Source organism: Paenibacillus sp. LT-B23 (assembly GCF_059417685.1).
The window spans coordinates 217,105-239,349 of the sequence record NZ_JBSQBM010000008.1; the positions used below are offsets into that span (position 1 = coordinate 217,105).

The 22,245-nt window shown below is 43.2% G+C and carries 21 protein-coding genes and 1 pseudogene; 6 read left to right on the forward strand and 16 right to left on the reverse strand.

The window, feature by feature from the left end; translation table 11 throughout:
• Positions 1 to 11: 11 nt before the first annotated feature.
• Together ACWXW9_RS12410 and ACWXW9_RS12415 are read left to right on the forward strand one after the other, a co-directional pair.
• On the forward strand, positions 12 to 1,136 hold the full coding sequence (locus ACWXW9_RS12410) for an amidase domain-containing protein (protein WP_494929641.1): 1,125 nt from the start codon (positions 12 to 14) through the stop codon (positions 1,134 to 1,136).
• A gap of 117 nt (positions 1,137 to 1,253) precedes the next feature.
• Complete coding sequence (locus tag ACWXW9_RS12415; protein WP_494929642.1) at positions 1,254 to 2,714, forward strand: oligosaccharide flippase family protein; 1,461 nt, start codon at positions 1,254 to 1,256, stop codon at positions 2,712 to 2,714.
• A gap of 79 nt (positions 2,715 to 2,793) precedes the next feature.
• Here ACWXW9_RS12415 and ACWXW9_RS12420 read toward each other — a convergent pair whose 3' ends face one another.
• Together ACWXW9_RS12420 and ACWXW9_RS12425 are read right to left on the reverse strand one after the other, a co-directional pair.
• Entirely contained in the window at positions 2,794 to 3,246 is a 453-nt protein-coding gene (locus ACWXW9_RS12420) for an SRPBCC family protein (RefSeq protein WP_494929643.1), read from the reverse strand.
• Between the two features lie 370 nt (positions 3,247 to 3,616).
• Entirely contained in the window at positions 3,617 to 4,027 is a 411-nt protein-coding gene (locus ACWXW9_RS12425; protein WP_494929644.1) for a YmaF family protein, read from the reverse strand.
• A 138-nt stretch (positions 4,028 to 4,165) separates the two neighbouring features.
• Between ACWXW9_RS12425 and ACWXW9_RS12430 the strand changes: the two genes are divergently transcribed.
• A complete protein-coding gene (locus ACWXW9_RS12430; protein ID WP_494929666.1) occupies positions 4,166 to 4,480 on the forward strand; it encodes a DUF4367 domain-containing protein in 315 nt (104 codons plus the stop codon).
• 103 nt (positions 4,481 to 4,583) lie between these two features.
• Here ACWXW9_RS12430 and ACWXW9_RS12435 read toward each other — a convergent pair whose 3' ends face one another.
• The 14 genes from ACWXW9_RS12435 to ACWXW9_RS12500 all read right to left on the reverse strand — a co-directional run bounded on the left by ACWXW9_RS12435 (position 4,584) and on the right by ACWXW9_RS12500 (position 20,327).
• Positions 4,584 to 5,909, reverse strand: coding sequence for a prolyl oligopeptidase family serine peptidase (locus ACWXW9_RS12435; RefSeq protein ID WP_494929645.1), 1,326 nt, complete (start codon positions 5,907 to 5,909; stop codon positions 4,584 to 4,586).
• Between the two features lie 101 nt (positions 5,910 to 6,010).
• Positions 6,011 to 6,769: an AraC family transcriptional regulator gene (locus ACWXW9_RS12440; protein WP_494929646.1), complete on the reverse strand. Its 759-nt coding sequence runs from the start codon at positions 6,767 to 6,769 to the stop codon at positions 6,011 to 6,013.
• Between the two features lie 566 nt (positions 6,770 to 7,335).
• Complete coding sequence (locus ACWXW9_RS12445) at positions 7,336 to 8,139, reverse strand: histidinol-phosphatase HisJ family protein (RefSeq protein ID WP_494929647.1); 804 nt, start codon at positions 8,137 to 8,139, stop codon at positions 7,336 to 7,338.
• 18 nt (positions 8,140 to 8,157) lie between these two features.
• On the reverse strand, positions 8,158 to 9,273 hold the full coding sequence (locus tag ACWXW9_RS12450; protein WP_494929648.1) for an ABC transporter ATP-binding protein: 1,116 nt from the start codon (positions 9,271 to 9,273) through the stop codon (positions 8,158 to 8,160).
• The gene (locus ACWXW9_RS12455; protein WP_494929649.1) at positions 9,270 to 10,100 is read right to left on the reverse strand and encodes a carbohydrate ABC transporter permease; all 831 of its coding nucleotides are present in this window, start codon (positions 10,098 to 10,100) and stop codon (positions 9,270 to 9,272) included. Before ACWXW9_RS12455 ends, ACWXW9_RS12450 begins: the two co-directional genes overlap by 4 nt.
• A gap of 10 nt (positions 10,101 to 10,110) precedes the next feature.
• Positions 10,111 to 11,049 (reverse strand): carbohydrate ABC transporter permease, encoded by a 939-nt coding sequence (locus tag ACWXW9_RS12460; RefSeq protein ID WP_494929650.1) that lies wholly within the window; start codon positions 11,047 to 11,049, stop codon positions 10,111 to 10,113.
• Positions 11,050 to 11,131: 82 nt separating this feature from the next.
• Positions 11,132 to 12,499 (reverse strand): hypothetical protein, encoded by a 1,368-nt coding sequence (locus tag ACWXW9_RS12465; RefSeq protein WP_494929651.1) that lies wholly within the window; start codon positions 12,497 to 12,499, stop codon positions 11,132 to 11,134.
• A gap of 150 nt (positions 12,500 to 12,649) precedes the next feature.
• Positions 12,650 to 14,008: an aspartate aminotransferase family protein gene (locus ACWXW9_RS12470; RefSeq protein ID WP_494929652.1), complete on the reverse strand. Its 1,359-nt coding sequence runs from the start codon at positions 14,006 to 14,008 to the stop codon at positions 12,650 to 12,652.
• Positions 13,989 to 14,810, reverse strand: a complete 822-nt coding sequence (gene phnX, locus ACWXW9_RS12475; protein WP_494929653.1) for a phosphonoacetaldehyde hydrolase — start codon at positions 14,808 to 14,810, stop codon at positions 13,989 to 13,991. Before phnX ends, ACWXW9_RS12470 begins: the two co-directional genes overlap by 20 nt.
• Entirely contained in the window at positions 14,800 to 15,909 is a 1,110-nt protein-coding gene (gene phnW / locus ACWXW9_RS12480) for a 2-aminoethylphosphonate--pyruvate transaminase (RefSeq protein ID WP_494929667.1), read from the reverse strand. The genes phnX and phnW overlap by 11 nt, the downstream gene beginning before the upstream one ends.
• Positions 15,906 to 16,880, reverse strand: coding sequence for a CehA/McbA family metallohydrolase (locus ACWXW9_RS12485; RefSeq protein WP_494929654.1), 975 nt, complete (start codon positions 16,878 to 16,880; stop codon positions 15,906 to 15,908). The genes phnW and ACWXW9_RS12485 overlap by 4 nt, the downstream gene beginning before the upstream one ends.
• A gap of 2 nt (positions 16,881 to 16,882) precedes the next feature.
• On the reverse strand, positions 16,883 to 17,857 hold the full coding sequence (locus ACWXW9_RS12490; protein WP_494929655.1) for a CehA/McbA family metallohydrolase: 975 nt from the start codon (positions 17,855 to 17,857) through the stop codon (positions 16,883 to 16,885).
• 265 nt (positions 17,858 to 18,122) lie between these two features.
• A complete protein-coding gene (locus ACWXW9_RS12495; RefSeq protein WP_044647872.1) occupies positions 18,123 to 18,917 on the reverse strand; it encodes a DeoR/GlpR family DNA-binding transcription regulator in 795 nt (264 codons plus the stop codon).
• A gap of 60 nt (positions 18,918 to 18,977) precedes the next feature.
• On the reverse strand, positions 18,978 to 20,327 hold the full coding sequence (locus ACWXW9_RS12500; protein WP_494929656.1) for an MATE family efflux transporter: 1,350 nt from the start codon (positions 20,325 to 20,327) through the stop codon (positions 18,978 to 18,980).
• Between the two features lie 470 nt (positions 20,328 to 20,797).
• On the opposite strand from ACWXW9_RS12500, the pseudogene ACWXW9_RS12505 reads away from it, so the two are divergent.
• From ACWXW9_RS12505 to ACWXW9_RS12515, 3 genes and pseudogenes are all read left to right on the forward strand, one after another.
• Positions 20,798 to 21,360: pseudogene (locus tag ACWXW9_RS12505) on the forward strand (helix-turn-helix domain-containing protein); the annotation flags it as partial.
• Positions 21,361 to 21,607: 247 nt separating this feature from the next.
• Complete coding sequence (locus ACWXW9_RS12510) at positions 21,608 to 21,925, forward strand: hypothetical protein (RefSeq protein ID WP_494929657.1); 318 nt, start codon at positions 21,608 to 21,610, stop codon at positions 21,923 to 21,925.
• Positions 21,874 to 22,245 (forward strand): IS3 family transposase (locus ACWXW9_RS12515; RefSeq protein WP_494929658.1); only part of this gene is annotated, 372 nt, incomplete at its 3' end. The genes ACWXW9_RS12510 and ACWXW9_RS12515, both read left to right, overlap by 52 nt.

Sequence of the window (22,245 nt, forward strand, 5' to 3'; positions counted from 1 at the left end):
AATGAATAAATGTGCTTAGGATCGCAAAATTGCAACTGCTGTGCATAATCTTAATATTGATACCCGCTTACAGCTTCTCTTTAGTTCGTGCAGAAGCCGAGCCAGCTAAACAAGATGAGGTTATCCCATTTCTTCAAGAGTTGTTTGATGATCGTACCCGGTTGTTGATGGATCAGGATAAAACACATATCGAGGATCATTATTTATTAAAGGATAAACGAAGCAACTACGCGTACCTTCATGAAATGAACAGAGCGGAATATATTCAGGAATGGGCCAAGCATCGAAAAATGAAATTCGTGAATGCAGAAAGCTCCATTCGGATAGCCCGTGCCGAAGTGTTGGGCGATACGGCAAAGGTGTCACTTGTTCAGTCCTTGAAATTGAGTTATGAATATATCGACAGCTATCCCGGTCAGCATGATTTTGGAATTGGAACACGTCATGGCATTACACTGAGAAAAAAAGATAGCCGTTGGTACGTAGAACGTGAATGGTATTCAGACCCTCTGGAAGAAAATTCAAAAAAGATTGAAAAGTCCGATTTAAGCTTTATTCCTCATAAAGATCCGGTGCCATCAGAGAAAGTTACTCATAAGTACAATAGAGCCCGCGCCGTTGAATATGCTAACAAGTATGCAGGAATAACATGGGGAGCAGGAAATCGTCAGCGATATAATCAAAAATACCTGGATTATAACTCCAAAGGGGGCGACTGTACCAACTTCTCCTCCCAAGTTATCGGGGACAAGGAGGAAGGCGGAGGACTGCCTATGAAATCTGGGTGGCATTACTTGTATGGCAACGGTGGAAGCCAAGCCTGGGTTCAAACGGACGCTTTTAAAAATTTTCTGATACGCTCCGGCTATGGAAGAATTATAGGACAAGGAAGCTTCTCCGATATTGTGCACTCGGTGAATGATCGGCAGCAGCACCTTAACAGACCACAGTTGCTGCCAGGTGATTTGATTGCTTACGTATTAAAAGGCGATGTAGACCACTTCTCCGTTGTTGTCGGATTTGATCAGGCTGGCTATCCTTTAGTCAACTCCCATACGGCAGACCGTTTCAGGGTGCCCTTTGACTTGGGATGGGATAAAAGCACCAAGTATTTGTTGATTCATATACAAGATTAAGCATCTTGAAACCGTAACACTTGTTCATATCCCGGAGGTTGCTGTCATAGGAATAAAGTGGACAGCTTCCAATGGGGTGAAAAAAATTTGAAATTTCCTCTTATATTAAAACAAACCATGGTAAGAGCTAATGCGATGATCGTCGTGAAAGCCATAGGTTTGGTCGGAAAAGTATTTATGACACGGCTTGTTGGAGCTGAAGGAATGGGCCTCTACCAGCTAGCCTACTCCTTCTATAGCTTAATATTGATGATTATTTCCGGAGGATTGCCGACAGCATTGGGTATGTTTACAGCCAAGCATACGGCAAGAGGCTGGCAGTTGTTCAAAATTTTTTCAGTGTTCATGATCCTCACGGGATTGGTGTGCAGTGTACTAACCTTTTGGTTCTCAACACCGATTGCTAATTTGCTTGGCTATCCACAGCTCGATTTTGTGATTCGATGCCTCTCCCCAGCTATACTAGCCGTTCCCTTGTTAAGTCTGCTGCGCGGATATTTGCAAGGGCTTGAAAGGTACACTGCGATTGCCCTTTCGGAAATCATAGAGCAAACCGCCCGGATTGGTACTTTAATGTTGCTGGTGCCACTATTTATTCAATCCGGCATCGAGTTTGCTGTAGGCGGAGCGGTACTGGGAACCTTTACAGGCGCATTGTTATCTTTTGCTGTGCTTACTGCTTTTTTTATGTATAGCCGTCCCTCTATAGCTTTATCCCCCCCATCAAGTCGAGCAGATTTACCTTTAGTGGTACAAGCTTCCTTTGCTATTGCGCTTACACGCTTGCTCATCCCTGCGTCCGATTTTATGGATGCGATCATCATCCCCCAACGATTACAGGTTGCCGGAGTTTCTTCCAAAGAAGCAGCGGAGATGTTCGGTATTGTCACTGGCATCGCCCTTGTCGTTGCTTATATGCCTACTTTGATTACAGGTGCATTAACACATACGCTCACTATGAAAATAACTTCGGATTGGCAAAATAAGAAATATAACGCTTTCTACAAAAAAAGCCATACTGCCATTCAGGTAGCATGGGTCTGGGGATTAGCCTCAGGTTTTTTCATTTTTGAATATGCCTCAGAAATCTCACTATTTGTCTTTGGTATACAAAATGCCGAAATCCCCATTAAATCGTTGGCCATGTTACCGTTACTCGTCGGATTGCGGGAAATCACAACCAGCGTCTTATGGGCACAAAATCGAAAGAAAACTCCCTTTATTGGCCTTTGCGCAGGTGTACTTGCCAATTTCATTATTCTTTACTCCATAGTTGCCATTCCCGAGTTCGGGTATACTGGCATGTCCCTGGGAATCATAACACTGGAGCTGATCGCAACAGGCTGGAATTTCAAAACGCTAAAGCTCTTCCAACGAGCCAAATCCCGCGCAGGCATTGTGCTATTGGTGGATATTCTCGTTTTTGAAGCCATTCTTATCGTAGTTACGCTGTGTTCCAAGGCGTTATCCTCATTGGGCTGGCCGGAGACGGTTCATATGATTGTAGAGGTACTCCATTACTGCTTCTGGTGTGCTCTGTATTTGAAGGTACGATTAAAGAGCGTTTTTGAAGAGTAGGGAGGGCATCCCACAAGTTTATTAAACTCGTGAGATGCCTTTTTCTATTTGATAATATTATTAGCTTTCAGATTTCTAATCAGCTATTGGTCATCATTCTTTTGTCGAGCTGCTCAAGTACAATCGGCCATGCCTGTTCGTGCTGGTTTCTCGAATTCTCGTCTGGGAAACCTGCGTGCGTTAGGCGAAGCTGTGTGCCATTTCCGCTGAGTTTAAGCTCAACGGTGAGCACCGTTTCATGCCCCTTTGTGCCCCCTTCCCCGGTAACCCAAGTCAATTCGATAAGGCGATCTAGTTCAAGTCTTAGAAATCTTCCGTAATGCGGATGACGCTTTCCCTCAAAATGCGTTTCGAAAAAGAAGGCTGTATTCACTCGGGCGTCCATGATTACGGACCCTGGGACTGCAAACCATTGCTCGAACTGCTTGGTCCACGCTTGATACAGGACAACAGGGGACGCCTCCATTTTTTGCTCCACTGTTAGATTATGCGGTCTTTGTGAAAGATCTGGCAAAGAAATAGGTAGTGTCATTTCATCTTCAATCCCTTCAGTCCAACAGCATTTTGATCATGTCTACATTATTATAACCATAAAGATGTAAGATAAAAAAAGCCACTCAAATGAGTGATAGCTAATCATCATCTGGATTCTTTGCTGCTTCAAGTATTTGGGCGCTTCCTCAGAAGACAGAGAAAGGTTGGAGCATCATTTTTACGCCGTATTATTTGCATGTAATCAAACCAAAGAAAAAAGGCTACTCAAAAGTTCAACGAACTCATGAGAGCCTCAAAAAATCTGATCAGAGTTAACATCTCCTAACCCCTTGCTACAACAAGGGGTTTTGGCATTTTCACATCATGCCGTCCATGCTTTGCAATTGGTATATTGGAGGATGGGCTTTTCAAAACAATTGAGGTCGACATTCTTCCTCATCTCCAGTACTTCCACCGTACTTGTGAACGTGAGGAATTCTACCGTTTACTGTGGTACATCCTTCAAAACGGTGGTAATGGCCACCTCTTGGCAAGGGAATGGCTGGTCCTGTTGTTCCTTTAATAAGATGCTTATGTTGATCGTTACATGATGTTTCCACACAATAATGATGAACATGCGGAACACCACTTGGAGCCGACTTTGTTTCTCCACAGTAATGGTGGCAGTGTCCCACATCAAATGATGTAGTCCCTTTAAAAGGATACACGTGAACCCTATTAACTGGTCTACCGTCCCACGAAGTAATAAAAAGCCTATGCGAATGGTCAGAGTCGGAATCACCGGAATGTACAACAAAACCTGTTACTGGTATTTCCATCAGCAACCTCCTCTCTTCATCAACTGCTACATACTATGAAAGAGGTAGTGTAAATGCTCAATCTAAACGAAATATTGGTAATTTAAAACATTACAAGCTGCTGAAAAATCTGTAGGCTTTGCAACTTATGCACCTTCAATCCTTACTGATGAATACAAGCAAGATTTGATTCAAGTCATAAGCAATTCAATCGTTGAAGTTTTTTATAGCAATGGCAAAGATACCATACGTTATAGAGTAGCGGAAGGCAGCGAGGAGATTAGCGGAAATTATGAAATTTATAGTCAAGTCTTCAAAAAGGATATACATGGTATTGACATCACAATAAAGGGCAACAACAATTTAGTAAACCAGGCAACATGGACGCAAAACAATAAAAGCTATTCCTTGTTCTTGGAATCCGGCGTATCCGTTGAAATCCTAGAAAAAATTCTTAAACAGTTATCTGTTTAAAAAATATTTATGAAGTAACTAGCCCCCCATCACTCTAACAAGCTGATGAAGGGGCTTTACTGTTTAACGATAAATAACCATTTTATTTACATAGCTATACCTTTCAGTCCAATGTCTTGGAGGCCAGCCATTCCATCATCGTTGTTTTCTTTCCGTTAATCACCTTCGACACTTCGTTGTTATACACGTAAATCCAGGACCAATGGCCATTGTATTCATACGGTGTTTTGTCACTCTTCTTGTACAAACCAGAAGTATCCACTACGTTGTCAAATAACGACATATGAACATCCTTTGCTCCGGCATTCACTAAACGGTTGTAGGTCGGAATCATATAATCGTTGGGCGGTACTATGGTGTCAGTTTTGGCAGCCACAAACCAGATCGGCAGATCCTTCATTTCGTTAATTTGTTCATCGGTTATAAGGCTATCCTTCAAGGCTTCACACACAACCATAGCTGCTGCAAAATAGTCTTTATAATCACGGATCATCAGCATAGTCATGTATCCGCCGTTGGAGTCTCCGCCAATGTAGATTCGATCTGTATCAATGTCTTTGTTCTTGGCCACATAATCCTTAATTAAGGACATTAATGCTTTCTCATATTTGGATGTGCCGTCTCCGAAGCCTGTAAAACCATCCATCCAGTAGGTTGGAGTCTGAGGTGCCAACACATAGGCCCCGCTAAAATAGGCTTGAATATCCTTAGAAGCAAAATTCGCTGCTTTATTCCCGGAAATCGGAATCGTTGGATCTGTGCCTCCTTCCCCCATACCGTGTAGCCAGATTACTAGAGGGTTTTTTACTTTGTCTTTTGCCGGCGTATAGTCCGCATAGGTTAAAGTAACCCCGTCAAAAGAAGCTTTGCCAGTTGTAAATTGATCAACAAGCTTCCGTATCTCACCTGTGGAAGTATCAATCTTCAAGCCGGAAATCGTTCCTGATTGGGTTTTGATAGCTTTTTGCTGCGTGATCGTGTATTTGTTTTCATTCCATCCGTTAAACCCGGAACCTGCATCATAATGAATAGCGGAGCCTAATTTTATGGCCGGGCCGATCTCCATTTCCAATACAACGTAGTTTCCGGTTTTCTTTACAGGGTTGCCGCTTTTGTCCGATACATAGGCCTTGGTGATCTTCCGGTTGCCTTTTTCAACAAAGGGATTTACCAGCCTGCTATCGCTTCTTTCTACATGCACCTTAAATGTATCCTTTGTTATCGCATCTTTGGGTACCGGCTTACCCAGGTTAACAATGATCTTCGTAATGGTTGCTCCCCAATCCTTAACCTCCGCAACCGTCCGGTATGAAGTGGGCTGTATCTTTGCATCCTTGGCCCATGCACCAGAACTGAAAGCCAGGGTCGTACCGACAGCCAGAGTTAATAACATAGTTGTTTTTGCAGCCTTTTTAAACCGTTTAAACATGATGTCCTACCTCCCAGGTCCGTATATAAAGCGCTTACATTATTTATTTTAATGATTTTATTTATTTGCATCCTGTCTTTTATTAGCCTAATTAGGGTCAATTACTGACTCCCAGCGCCAGAACACCCCTTGTTCCCTTTCCGGTATTGATGCGGTGTCGCCTGATAAACCTTTTTAAATACCCTGGTAAAAGATTTCTCGTTCGGAAATCCGTGCTCCAGCGCAATTTGTATGATGGAATGGTCCGTATTCATAAGAACACGAAAAGATCCCTCCAGGCGGATGGCATTGATATATTGAAATAAGGTCATGCCTACATGCTTGACAAAAAAGCGGGACAAATACTCAGGAGATAACCCAAAAACCTGGGCTATGGAATCCAGCGATAAGCTTTGATCGTAATTCTCTTTGATATAATCGGTTATCAACGTCAGCCGTTCCAAATATTTATTGGAGTTAAAGCCACGGATAGATTCGTTGTCGGTTTTAAAATGCTTTAACAAAAGATACACCAGTTTATAAGATAAGGACGTTAAATGGATATTTGCTAAAGGGTCATTATGCTGGTTGAGGTAAGCCTCAAATAATGTGTTTAACAGATCGCGCAGCTCCGCAAATTGCTGCAATCTCTGCTCGTTGGTTTCGAAAATGGATATACAATCAAATGAAATGGGATTACTGCCGTTAACATTTTCTTCAACAAATCCACTAGGAATCAGAACGGTTATAGCCTCTCTTCCTTCTCCCTTAGCCACAGAAAAGGAATGAATAGCATTCAAATTGATGAGCACAATATCTCCTTCATTGGAGCAATAATTCACGCCATCAATATAGATATTGTCGATTCTTCCTGAAAGCACATAGGATATTTCTATGCTGTCGTGCCAATGCCTAGGTATGTATGCTGGTTCATTTGAGGAATGAACTATAATTTTTAACGGAAAATGATTATCTGCCTGGACTAGTTCATATTTGTATTCCAAGTTTGTCGCTCCTCTCAGATGTGAACTAATAAATAGAAGAAAATGGCTCCAGCAGAGTGCCGAAACCACTTGTAATTAACCTTCCTCTCTCTATAAACAAAAAAACCTAAGTATAACAAAATACATAAGATCCTTGGATCTTAACATTTTGTTCCTTAGGTTTTGCCTGCATAACAGTAACAATCCTAATGTTATCATTAAATTAAGCTAAGTATATAGTGGGTTGAAATCCATGTCAACGCTTTCATTTTTTTATTTTTAGTGGTTTAAGTCCACCGATATACCACTGCATTCAAACCACCTCAAAATAGAACATTCGCTCTTATTATATATAAACATACGTTCTGTATCGAACACATAAAAAACGCTGCTGCTAATTGCCAGAGTTCTCCTGCCATCTTAACAACAACCACTGCCATTAACATTGACAGTGGTTGTCATTACTATATGGACACCAAATACGGCGCTCTTCTCTTAAATTGCACAACCTCTTGAATGCCTAGGCCATGCAGCAGCTCTATCGCTTCCGCAAAGCCTTGCTCAACATCCCCTACTTGATGTGCATCCGAACCAATGGATACCGCTCTGCCGCCTAAATTCACATACATGTCGAGAATATACGGATGAGGGTGAATCCAGCCTTGTCGATATAGTCCTGTCGTATTCAGCTCAAGCACCTTTCCCTTCTCGATGATTAGCTTCAAAATATCATACAAAACAGGTTTGCAAGCCACAATATCTTCTTCATCAACTGGATAAGTCGTATATCTCGTAACATAATCCAAATGGGCAACGATATCATAATTATCCATCTGGTCGACAGCCTCTCTTACCTGCATAAAATAGTGTTTAAGCCTTTGCTGGATGGGCAGATCATGATAAGCCTTTTCGGAAAAATCAAGGTAACCATCATTATGCGCAGAAAGCAAAATGACGTCAAACTCGCGCTGAGCCAAATATTCGTTTATGACGTCTTTATAGTCGCTTCGAAAGCCAACCTCGATGCCTTTGCGAATCTCCATAGGATAACGCAGTAATAGCTCTTCCACTTCTCTATGGTAGCTCTTCCAGTCAATATGAACATCCTGCTTGAAATATTTGCAATCATACTCTAAATGGTCTGTCGTAACGATAGCAGGCTTCCCCAGTGCGAGCGCATATCGCACCAGCTCCTCCAGCGTTGAGTTGGAGTCAGGCGAATAGGAGGAATGCACATGCTGATCGATTAAGAGATTGGGTATTGTCATCCTTTACTCCTTCTATTTCTATTGAAACTGCAAAAGATTGCGCCCTTCGTCTGTCATATCGAACAGATGGAATTTATTTGGCCTAATGCCGATCGAGACCGTCTCGCGCTCCTTTAGCAGTTTCTCGTTATCGGTCAGTAAACGAATCATAATATCAGACTGTCCAGCTGGATCCGTCATTTTAACCAATTGCCCATTACCTAAATGCTCAATAAGATCAATTTCTAGCATAATAGATGCTTCATGGGGCTGCTCCGGAAAGAACAAATCATGAGGACGTACGCCCAGCTTAACCGCTTTCCCTATGTGCTGCTCCTCAACCCTGCGCGCCGGAGGGATCTCCAATTCGAACAGTTTCGTCTTCACCCACTGCCGGTTCTCTCTCAGCTCCACTGTTCCGTCAATCAAATTCATAGGCGGATTGCCTAGAAAGCTTGCGACGAACAGGTTAGACGGATGATGGAATAGTTCATTCGGGGGTGCGTATTGCTGAATTTTTCCACCGTTCAGAATAGCTACCCGATCAGAGATGGCTAAAGCTTCCTCTTGGTCATGCGTGACAATAATCGTCGTTACTCCTAATTTGCGTTGGATTTTCCGAATTTCATCTCGTACATCCAATTTTAATCGCGCATCCAAATTGGACATCGGCTCATCCAGTAGTAAAATTTCCGGGTCCTTGGACAATGCTCGCGCCATGGCGACACGCTGCTGCTGGCCGCCTGATAGCTGCGAAGGCTTGCGATCGAGCAGATGATCGATTTGCAAAATTTTACTCGTTTGCAGAGCACGCTCGTACGCATCCTTCTTAGACATTTTCCGCTCGCGAAGCGGAAACGCGATGTTGTCACGAACCGTCAAATGAGGATAAAGCGCATAGGACTGGAACACCATACCAATATTTCGATCCTTCGGCTCCACATGATTGACAAGCTTATCCTTAAAATAAATTTCCCCGGAAGTTGGCTTCAGTAACCCAGCCAGCATCATAAGTGTAGTCGTTTTCCCGCAGCCTGAAGGACCTAGCAGCGCAACAAATTCACCTTTTGCAATTTCAAGATTCAACCCGTCAACTGCACGGCTTTCGTTTTGCTTACCATCATAGTTTTTTACGATATTTACAAGAGAAATCATACCTGCTTTGCTCCTCCCAAATTGACCTTCAGGAATACTTTTTGAGTAAAGATATAGAACACAACTAGCGGAATCGTGTAAAACAAACCAATTGCCGTGATCAATCCATAGTTCATAATGACATTTTCCTTCGTTACCAGACGAGACAGATAGCCAGCCAGCGTCAGCATATTGTCATCAAATATGAAAAGCTTGAATAGAAACCATTCGCCGTAGGCGCCTAAGAAGGCGAACACTGCAATCGCCCCGATGCCTGGCAATACATACGGAACGAGCACCTTCATGAGGGCTCTAAATCTCGTACATCCATCGACCATAGCCGCCCATTCCAAATCCCACGGTACCTCGTCGAAGAAACCTTTCATAATATACACTCTGCCTGGCAATGATCCTGATATCGCAACAAGAATAACGCCTAAGTACGTGTTCACCATATTCATTTGAACAAGGATGAAAAAGGTAGCGATAATGAGCGTAATGCCTGGAAATGAGCGCATCAGGAACAGGAACTTCATTGCGCCCAGCTTTCCTTTGAAATCGAGCCTGGAGAATGCATATGCGGCAGGTACGGCAATAAAAATTTCAATCACCACAATAAGAAACGAATAGACTAATGTATTTAGAACAATAGGCCAAATCGCCGGTAGATTTACCCCCGCATACTCGACAGGTTCTTTGACAAAATTGAAGTTCTCCAGTGAGAATTGGCCCGTCGTGCTATTAAAGGTTGCCGAGAGAAAATACCATATAATCATTCCAACGATAGGCATGGTGAATAACAGCAGATATGTGTGCACGAGCAGCTTTTTTACAGTAGTTGTCGACATCTTGGCCCTCCTAATCTTCAATGCGTGATGGCTTGATCATTTCATCGAAATCAAACAGCCTCAGCAGCCATAATGTCAAAATAAGCGAGATCAGAACTACCACAAGAGAAAGAGCGGCACCGTAGCCATAATATTTTAAATTAAAGGCCTGCTGATACGCATATAAAGATAACGTTGTCGTGTCTCGCATAGGCCCGCCATTGGTCAGTAGCAAGATGAAGAAATAGGAGGACACAAAACCGATAAGGTCGGATATCGTAATATACATTAACGGCCATTTTAATGAAGGAAGGATAATTTTAGTGATGACCGATTTTTCACTTGCTCCATCTACTTTGGCAGCCTTATACAAATCTTCAGGTATGGAGCTAATTGCAGCCGATAACAGAATCATGCCGCCTGAAGTTGTAGATACAATGGTAGCAATGATCACGACAGCCATAGCGATTTTCGTAAACCACGAAATGGGATCGCCATCTGGCTGGAATAAGAGCAGAACCTTATTGATAAACCCCTCATCCGTAGGATCAAATAAATATTTCCAGAACGTAACATATACAACAGCAGGAATGATGCTCGGAATTAACCATAGGACACGATAAATGACTGCCGTAAATTTACCCTTCAAGAAGTACTGGGTCGCAATCGATATAAATAAACCAAAGAACAAAGAGAACATGAGCGTAATAACTGCAAATATGAAGGTGTTCCATAAAATTTGAGGCATGCTGTAATCGGAAAATATTCGCTTGAAATTATCCAAACCAACAAAGTTGATTTTCATTGATGCATTCAAATCCGTGAAGGACATGATAATGGTCGCAATAGCCGGAAGAATAAAAAAGACTAGCACCAGAAGAGCAAAGGGCATAATGAATAAATATGGGTACACTTTCTTGGTAAAAGGCTTCTTGTAAGCCGTCTTGGCCAAAGCCACTGGGATCTCCATAATGAGATCTGCACCTGCTTCCTATAAAGAAAATATACAGAAAAGGTGCTCATGCAAGCAGAGCACCTTTTCTGTATCATCGTTATTCTACAATGAGACTGTCCGCTGGTACATTTTGTTGTACATCCTTTTTGAATAGCTCATAGGCTTGAGATGCTGTTCGACCTTTTGTCAGAATAGCATCAATTCCAAGCGTAAAAGATTTCATATAGACCGCATAATCCATTTGAGCCGGGCGAGTTTTCGTAAAATCGATTAAATAAGCATGATCTTTGTAGAAGCTCATTTTTTGGAAGCGCGGATCCTCCTGTGCTGCCGCCGTTACAGGCAGCTTGCCGCTTTTAAGCGTATGATTAATCTGCAGATCTGCATCCAGCACATGCTCAATCAGCCTTTGAACATAAGGCATCTTTTCATCATCCACATTAGCTCCTACATAGATCATCGCAGGATTGCTGTAGGATACAGGCTTTCCTCCCTGCTGAACTGACGGAACCGGAATCCAGATGGCATTTTCCTTAAACCATTTTTCATAGCCAGCCAAGTCATCATCCATGCCAAGTTGCTTACGCATGACTTGATAAAATTCAGTACGGGCAAATTCAGCGAATAACTGGCCTTTAATGAACAGCTCCGCAGCCTTGTCCGTATCAATATCAGCAATCCCCTCCGTGACTACGCCGCGCTGCAGCGCGTCATACCAAAACTCATAGACCTTCTGCGTATTTGGCGACAGCACCATCTTGTTCTGTTCCGCATTATAATTGAAGTTGCCGAATGTATAATTCCAGCCCTCAAATCGGGTATCCTCAACTCCAAAGCCTACCTTAACCAGCTTTTGCTTAACAGCCGCATCTGCAAGATCAACAAGCTCGCCGAATGTAAAACTGCCGGCATCAACGCGAGCCTTCAGCTCATCGATTTGCGCGGCTGTCCAGCCCAAGCCTTCCAGTGCCTTTCGGCTAATGAATACGGGAGAAGCGTCCATATCCTGAATAACGCCATAGTAGTGGTTTTGGTACTTCATAATGTTATCGTAGGATTTTGGCATGTTTTTGAACACATCTGATGTCCCAACCCAATCCACATCGCGGATTAGACCGGCGTTCAACTGCCACCCAATATCTACGCTGGAGTTAATAAACACATCTGCTACTTTTTTAGCTTGCGCTTGCAAAATCAGCTCATCATCGCCAACGCCAGGCCACCAGTCTATTTTGATCTGCACATTTTCCGACTTCAATTCTTCGTTCAAACGCTTTTCTGCTTCTATAAAATTGTCCTTACGCGCTCCCCATGTGTTCTCACGAACGGAAATCACGACCTCTTTCATATTCCCATCATTGCTAGAAGACTCTGTAACCGAACCAGAATTTGAGCCTGTACTACATCCCGCTAACAATGTAATACTTGTAATTATACTAACTAATCCAAGTGCAAGCCTCTTCATGCTTCTAAACCCTCCTCGTTTTCCAGCTATCACTGGCATAACTAAACTATAACGGAGAATTGTAAAAACAGTGTCAATTACACATCAATTATTTGTTTTATTTTATTTTTAATTGTATTCATGTTGTTTTCACGAGTTATTAATCTGTTTTCATTTTGTGAACACTTGCTCCAGCGATTGATCCAAAATCAAAATAGCTTCCTCCATTTGTGTAATACTGGTAATTAGTGGGGGGACAAGCGTAATGACATTTCCGCTGGATACCTTGAAACTTAGTCCTCGGGACAAGCATTCATAGAGAACTTTCTCAGCGCCTGTCACTTCCTTCTCTTTTGTCTCGCGATCAGATACGAGTTCTATTGCCGCAAGCATGCCTTTAACCCGAACATCACCTATTACGGCATACTTCTTCTGCAACTCCCCAAGATGAAAAAGCAGCCATTTCTCCATACTTTGCGCATGGTCAAGCAGGTTTTCCTTTTCGATGTATTCAATGGTAGCCAAAGCTGCCGCACAGCCTACAGCGCTTTTCTCATGGGTATAATGTCCGAGTGAAATGTCGCCCGCAATATCCAAATACTCTCTCGCAACGATGCCTGCCATCGGAAAAATCCCGCCTCCAAAACCTTTACCAATGACGACGATATCTGGAACAATATCATAATGCTCGTGAACGAACATTTTGCCTGTACGACCTAATGCCGTCGGTATTTCATCCAATATGAGCAACACGCCATAATCGTCGCAGATTTGACGAAGCCGTTGCATATAGGCAACGCTAGGAATCTGTACATCCGTGCTTCGAATAGGCTCGAGAATGACAGCGCACACATCAACTTCTCGTTCCAACATATAGGATAGGTAGTCCAGATTTTTGGCAGCAGCCGTTTCTCCTTCACCAAAGATTGAACGATAGCTGTTATAAGGCATCATATGCTCTGTTCCAGTCATCAACGGTCCAATCCCACTCCTGAATACAGCTTCGCCACCAACCGATATTGCATCCAGGCTTGCGCCATGAAAGGAATCCCACGTCGAAATGGTTTTGTGCTTACCGGTTGCTCTGCGTGCAAGCTTTAGTGCTATTCCAATAGCACTTGTACCTCCGGGTGCAAAGAGCACCTTGTTCAAATCTCCCGGTGCAAGCTCGGTCAGCTTCTGTGCCAGATCAATCGCAACCTGGCTCGTATATCGGCGGGGCAGAAATGGCAGCTGCTGCATCTGTTTAATGATGGCATTCATTACATGCTCATTTTTGTAACCCACCTGATGAACGCTATTTCCATGAAAGTCCATTACTCTGCGTCCATCCACATCCTCAATGTATATTCCCTCTGCACTTACAATGGCATTTAAACATGGCGTGGACATCGACTGATGAAGAAAGAGCTTGCTATCCTGGTCCAAGACAGCAAGCGTCTCTTCACTTAGATGCTCATCTTGCCAAGCTTGACGTTCATCCGTTCCATTGATATCTCCTTCTATACGACTATTGATGTGGATTGGCATAAGGCAGCTCCTTATTCATCAATCGTTCATTGATTTGCTCAATCATTCGAGGCAACTGGGATATGTCCTCAATAACGCCATGCGCTCCTGCTTCCATATAGTTCTTACGCACACCAGCAATAATCTGACGTTCTTCCTCTGGAGACAAATGCTCTACCTCAGCTTCCGTAAGACCAAGCATAGAGCTGCCTTTCACGATACCAATCGCCCACACGCCTGCACTATTTGCCTCTTGAATATCAGATATCGTATCTCCGACCTTAACCACTTGTGCATGATGACCCAGACCAAGCTGCTTCATATTTTCATAGATCATATACGGATAAGGTCTGCCTTTATCCATAACCAGGTCAGGAGTTACCCAATGATCAGGTTCGTAGCCATATTCCTTGGCAGCCTTTTCCACAATGGAAAGCATGGTGGAAGTATAGCCTGTAGTTGTTCCAATTTTTAAGCCTTGCTGCTTCAGCTGCTGTATGGTCTCTACAACATATGGATTGGGCTTTCCGTATTGCGGGAGAATAGCCAGTAGTTTAGATTCGAATCGATCATGCAGCTCATCAATGTCTGCCTCCGTATAACTACGGTCAAATTTCTCATGAAAAGCGGCTTCTATTCTTGGCATTTGCAACAACGTTTGAATGTGATCCCACTTCAGTTGCCCCATTGGAACCCGAACCTCTTCCATCGTTAACGGAATATCTATTTCCTCAAAAATATCCAAAAACACCTGCACCGGTGCAAAGCAACCATAATCAACTGTGGTTCCCGCCCAATCTAAAATAATGCCTTCAATTCTCATATTTCATCTCTCCAACATAACGTAATATTTGTTCACTTAACTTCTTCATATCCTCGGCATGCACGTCACCTATATTTCCGATTCGAAATACATTCGCATCTGTTAATTTACCAGGGTAAATGACAAAACCAGCCGATTTCAAATCGTGATAAAAATGTTCAAATGAAAAGGGAATATGCGCCGGGTACAAGAAGGTTGTAATAATCGGGGAATGTAGCTCCCTAGGCAAGTAGGCCGTAAAGCCAGCTTGAGCTAACCCTTCCACAACCATCTGCTGATTCCTACAATACCTCGCATGACGGGCTTCCACCCCGCCCTCTTCCGCTAGTTCCTTTAGTGCTTGGGCAAATGCGTAAACTACATGCGTTGGCGAAGTAAAGCGCCATTTGCCCTCATCCTTCTCCATCATTTCCCATTGGTCATACAAATCAAGCGATAACGAACGTGCTCTTCCTTTGCATTTCATAAGCTCATCCCTTTTGCAGAGAATAAAGCTGAAGCCTGGGACACCCTGAATGCATTTATTCGCGCTGCTGATGATAAAGTCGATTTGCAGCTGTTCTACTTCAATCGGAATGCCTCCGAAGCTACTCATGGCATCAATTATTGCTATTCGATTATTCCGCTTAATCACATCCATCACCGCTTCAAGCGGATTCAGAATGCCTGTGGTCGTCTCACAATGAACCATAGCGACATGCGTAATCGATGTATCTTCAACCAGTGTCCTCTCCACTGCTTGTGAATCTACCTGCGTATTCGCTTCAAAGATAAGGGATACATAAGAAATTTGAAGTACCTTTGCGATTTCCTCGATGCGCTTCCCATATGCACCATTTTGCAAAATTAACAGCTTCCCGTTACTCGGAATGACCGATCCAATTGTCGCTTCAATCCCGAAGGTACCACTGCCTTGCATGAACAGAGCTGTATAGTGCTCCTTCGATGCACAGCCAACCTCTAATAGTTGTAGGCGAATCTGCTGAACAATGGTCTTATACTCATGATCCCAGGTGCACCAATCCTTTAGCATCGCCTCTTTGACCGTTGAGGTTGTGGATAAGGGACCCGGTGTTAATAATAAATACGGATTGCTCATAGCTCCTCCAATAACTGCCACTCAGATTTCGGGTAGATTGGATTGCTCCACGCTACTTTGCCCGATGCATCGACACATTCCACGCGCACATATTGCTCATTATTTTGAATGAGATATTCAGCTTCGGTAATGTTCTCTCCAGTTGGATCCATTTCAGCCAAGCCATTGTCAGGAAAAGTAATAAAACGAATACTTCGCACAGGAGAACAGTCGACCTTGAGCCTGTCGTTCTCGATACGAAGATCATGAATCATCGGACCGTTGGAGCTATAATACTGACCTGCTTTTATAGCTTCAATAATTGCCTGTTGCTCTAACTGATCGGCCTCAACAACAATCCAGCCACCATAAAATTCGGACACTGCCATATCCGTTGGACCGCCGTGAGCATCGTCTGCCGCAATGGCGTTCACCTGCTTGCCTCGCTTCAGGACGTAGTCCCAGTAGGATACACCGTAACCTACCGCCTCCTGAATGTCGGATTGGTGATTATAAATTTCAATCGCTGCATAGCCCTCAAGTTGAAGTAAATCCTCTTCTCGATTCTTCGACCATTCCGGATGATTCATAATGACCAGGTTGCCTTTGCTTCTCATCTCATCGATCAATTGCTGAATGGTATCCAAGCTCTCATAATCCGGCTTTGCATGTTCCTCATCATGCTGAAAAGGCTTCTCTGCCAACAATGAGCGATCCAAAAGTCCATGCAGATGATACTGCTGACCCGTTGTATCCCGTTCCATCTCACAAGCCATTTCATAGCCGTCCAGCATAATAAACGTCTCCGTGTCATACATGTCGCTATGAAAATAGATTTCATGGTCGCTCAAGCACATAAAGTCATAGCCCTTCGAGCGGTAGGCCTCGATCATTTGTTCTACCGTATACTCCCCATCACTACGAACAGAATGTGCATGAATGTTGCCTTTATACTTTTGACGCCCAGTGTGCAAAAGAACAGCATCTCTCATTGTTATTCCTCCTCCGCCAAGTCTCCCACAAAGATCGGATTAGACCAAGCTACTCTGCCCTTCTCGTCCACACATTCGACCCGAATATATTGCATGTCCTTCTGAATCATCATGCTTCCAGAGGTCATCAGCTCACCTGTCTCGTATTTCCCAAGAAACGGTCCGCGTTGTGGAAATGCTTTAAACATAATATATTGGCAAGGCGAGCACTCCACGTTGACAAACCCATCCTCCACACGATAATCCAAAATTACAGGTCCTGAACTGGAATAAAATTGCCCCTTCTTTAATGCCGTGATAATTCCTTGCTGTGAAAGCTCCTCCGCCTCAACAGAAACCCAGCCGCCCCCATATTCGGCGATTTTGCTGTTAGGGTCATGATTGTGCGAGTCGTCCGCAGCGATCCCAAACACACGCTTGCCATTTTGAAGTGCATGATCCCAATAAGCCGCTCCATAAGAAGAACTTGGTGTCCACTCCGTTGCGTGATTATAGATTTCGATTGCAAAAAAACCATCATACTGAACCATATCCTCGAACCGTGTCAAATGCCATTCCGGGTGATTGAAAATGACGAGATTGCCATGCGCCCTCATTTCATCAATGAGCTTCTGTGGAGATTGTGACCCTTCCCAAGGAATAGGGATCTCAAATGATTGCAAATGATGGAACTGTTCCTTCTCCGAATCGATTGTCGGATCGCCAAGTACACCAAAGTGGTATCCAGGATCTGTATCTGGTATATGGTTCAATCCTCCTCTTTCCATGCCTGGCAGCACGATGAAAGAATCAGTATCATATTCCGTTGTACGAACAAATACATCATGATCCGTTATACTGATGAAGTCGTAGCCCTTATCCTTAAAAGCAGCGACAACACCCGATGCATCTTGAGATCCATCTGACCATGTTGTGTGTAAGTGCAAATTCCCTTTGTACTTTCGTTTGCTTTTGTCTAAATACACTGCGTCTTTCATCGTCACCACTCCTGTTTTTATCATTATCAGATTGACTAGGAACCTGCTGAAGCGCAAAATTATGAACACAAATAAAAAAATGCTTTTAATTGCTTTTATTTTTATTTATGTTGTTTTTATCATTCTACTGCTAAAAAACAATCAATACAATGCGATCCCAAATATTTAACATAGAGATTACAAATTTAACACAACAACAAACAACACAAAAAAAGCTAGTAGAGAAGGAATTTCTTCTCTACTAGCTTTACGCCTGAATCAAGCCTCACGTATATGATTCACTCGGCATCATCCATTTTGTATTGGAGTCTTCCAACTGCGCCTTCCATTCTGATGGAGGCTCCAGTTCCGAAATAACCACATCGACATTCTCGAAGTCGCATATCTTAACCATCGATCGTTTGTTCCATTTTGATGAATCCGCCAGAACAATGGACGTTTCCGACTGCTGAATCCATTTGCGAGTTAACGTTGCTTTTTCATAGTCATAGCTTGTAAATCCATGCTCCATCGATAAGGCATCTACAGTTACAAATGCCTTATTCACAAAAAAATCCGACATATTTGCTTCTGCAATAGCACCTGATACACGGAGATGCTTCACGCTCACTTCACCGCCAAGCATAATAATTCGGCCATCGAATTGCTCTCGTTTCTTGAGCTCGATCAAGGACATCATGGCAGAGATCGAGCTCGTTAGAACGGTAACCTGCTGCTTTTGAGATAGATACGGGATAATCTGAAGCGGTGTCGTGCCTTCATCTATAAAGATAACGTCATGATCATCAATTAGTGTAAAAGCAAGATATCCAATTTTCTCCTTCGCCTCTTGGTTAATACAGGCTCTTTCAAACAATGCTGGCTCTACCTCTACCTTCAGCTTGATCGCACCGCCATACACCTTCTTGAGCTTATTCTCCTTCTCCAGCTCATCCAAATCTCTACGAATCGTTTCTGTTGTAACCTCAAACATGCGTGCCAGGTCGCCCGCAATGACCTTCCCATGCTCGTTCAGCAAGTTCATAATACTTAGCTTTCTTTCTTCACCCGCAAGAGACATTGCAAATCCTCCTATTCTTCCTCGCTACTATTCCCACGTATTTAGACACTCACTTGGACATTATAAAGATAACGCCGAAGAAGGCGTCTCTGGGACATTCTTAATCAAATTCCGCATCCATTTCTGGGAGCGATAACGTTTATACCCTATGAAGGCCTTGCTCATCTCTTCACACAAAAATAATGCATACACCCACTCCGGCGGCAGACGGAGCACATATGCCCCAACAAATACTGCTGGTAATGCAATGGCCCATGTTGTAATTAAAATCATGCCCATCGTAAACAAATTATCTCCACCTGCTCTAAACATACCGACAATCCATACATTATTCAAGAAAAATGCGGTCATTGCCACAGCCTGCAGCAGAAGGATATTTCCTAAAGAAGCGTGAACCTCCCCACTTAAGTAAGGAAAAATAAAGGACACAAACGGCGAAACCATCATCATGACAACACTAACGATTATACCCGTAATGACCGAAATCCGAGTAAATCTGCGAGCATAATCCAGCGCCTGCTCCTGCTTGTCCTGTCCCAGCTTTTGTCCGATCATCACTTTTGCCGCATAGGCAAATCCGTGAATCCCCATCATAAAATATCCTTGTAGCGTATTCGCAAGCTGGAATGTAGTCAATGCCGCGATGCTTAATGATCCAAAAGCTACGGCATACAGCATATTTCCGATCGACCACATGCCTTCGTGAAACACTAGTGGGGTTATCGTTTTCACCACCTGCTTGCGCAGTATCAGAGGTAAACTGAACAGCTCTTGGAATCGAATATTTAAATAATACGATTTGCTATAGATGAAAACAAACAAAAACAGAAGACTCGTACCTGAAGCTATCAACGTTCCCCATGCCGCTCCTGCCACACCCAGGTTGGGTAAACCCAACTTCCCGTAAATCAGCCCATAGTCGAGTGTAATATTAATCGCCATCGCACATAGACCGACATATAAAGTTATCTTAACCTTCCCTATGGATCCCAGCGCCTGAGCATAAGCATCTCTAATCGCACTGATCAGAAAAACAAAAACCATAATCGTGAGGTATTGAATACCAAGCTGCAGTATTTCAATGTCCTTAATAAATAGAGAAAGAATCGGCTCCTTCCAGATCCACACAACAACAAACGCCAGAAGACTGATGCAGATTCCCGTCAACAACATAAAACCGAATGTTGCTCGCATAAGCGTATGCTGCTGTTTTCCGTGGTACTGGGTCATATAAGCAGTCATCCCATAGACTGCAGTAAGGATCATCGATAAAATGAAGCTGATTCTGCCTACTGCAGCGGTGACAGCAACTGCCCCATCTCCCAAGCTGGTCACCATTAGCATATTCACTAGCGAAAATGAATTAGCAACAAGCATTTGTAGCACAGAAGGAATAACTAATCCCTTCATCTCCCGAGTAAACCCAGACTTTCCGATCGTACCCTCTCCCAAGCATATCCCTCATTCACATTCAAATTGTACGATACCTCGCATGTTTTTCACTTCGTTCTGTTTGTTTAACTATAGTCTTCTTGTTGTTTTAGTTGCTTTTATGTTGCCTAACTCATCATACATATTGCTTGTCATTTAGTCAATGCATGAGGGCGAGAGATCATGACCTTTACCAATCCTTTAATTTCCATCGCAAAATGCCCACCAATCAAAAATAAACTCCACAAACTCACCAAACATGGTTTGATAGTTCCAATGTTCTTCTGCGTTGTATTTTTGAACCGTCTGTCATCAAAAAAATCCTGATAAGCAAATTTCAATAACATAAAAAAGACTACCTTCTTTGAACTGCACCCCAATTGTTAGACACCATCTAACATTGGAGGTGCAGTTTTTGTAATGGCTAAAGTGACCACACAAGAAAAAAAATACAAGCGATAAAAAGGTATCTTGAAGGGAAGGAAGGACAGAAAAGCATAGCGAGGAGTATAGGAGTATAGGAGTATAGGAGTATAGGAGTATAGGAGTATCGCATAGTATACTCCTAACATGGATTCGACAGTACGAACATCATGGAGAACAGGGTTTTGAAAATGGCTATACAACTTATTCCGTGGAAGATAAACTAAGGGTGCTTCATTATATAAACGAACATGGGACATCTATCCGCGAAGCAGTTGCGATCTTCAATATACCAACATATTCTCTGGTACTACGTTGGAAGAATCAACTAGAGACAAAAGTTGTAGATGCCCTCAAATCAAAGAAAAAGGGACGTCCATCCATGAAAGAAGAATCCAAGAAAGAAACCTACTCCAGTTGAAGGCTTTATCGAGGCGTTACAAGCGGAAATAGAACGTTTGCGCATGGAGAATGCCTACTTAAAAAAGTTGAATGCCTTAGTTCAAAGCAAGGAAAAATCACAAAGCAAGACAAAGTGAAAGTCATTTTTGAATTAAGGCTGAATTACCCCGTTACGGCTCCGCTGCAACCTTCTTATTTTGTTTCATAATCCATATTACACCACATATATCATTTATTTAGAGGTCTTTTTTTGGTTTATGCGCCACACACTCCGGTCAAAAATAAAAAAACTCTGCCGACCAAGGGACTGACCCCATAACGGGAGACAAATCAAAACACCTTCAAGAGAATCGAACCATGTCGTAAGATATGGAGATAACCTTGGAGGTGTTTTTACGTTGGCAACGAGAGTGAGTTACCCCTTAGAAATAAAGATGAAAGCTATTGAAATGAGATTGGCAAGAGTCCCGGTAAGAGAGGTTATGGAGCAGTTGGGAATACGGAATAAAACACAGCTAAAAACATGGATGAGGTGGTATCGAAAAGGTGAAGTGCATCGTCTGAAGCAGCCTGTGGGTAAACAATACAGCTACGGAAAAGGTCCGGAACACTCTTCGGAGCTCGAAAAAGTAAAAGCGGAGAACCGGTTCCTGAAGCAGCAATTGGACCTGCTAAAAAAGTACAAGGAACTGGAAAGGAGGTGGAACCAGAGGTCGCCGTTGCCTGGATCGAATCCATTCGAGACGAAGTGACGGTGTCTAAGGCTTGTACATGGCTCGGAATCGCAAGAGCGACCTACTACCGTTGGAAAGCAGCTGTGGGGACAGAGTATGCAGACAAAGCGGTGGAGAGAATCCGGGAGCTTTGCATCCGTCATAAATTTCGGTATGGTTACCGGAAAATCACCGCACTCCTTCGGGCAGAGCAAAGAATGAATCACAAACGAGTTCAGCGGATTATGCAGCGTGAGGGGCTACAATGCCGCGTGAGGATGAAGAAACGAAAGGCCACTGGGCAGCCCGCTCATCCAGCAGAAAATCTGCTGAAGCGTCAATTCCATGCAGAGGCACCC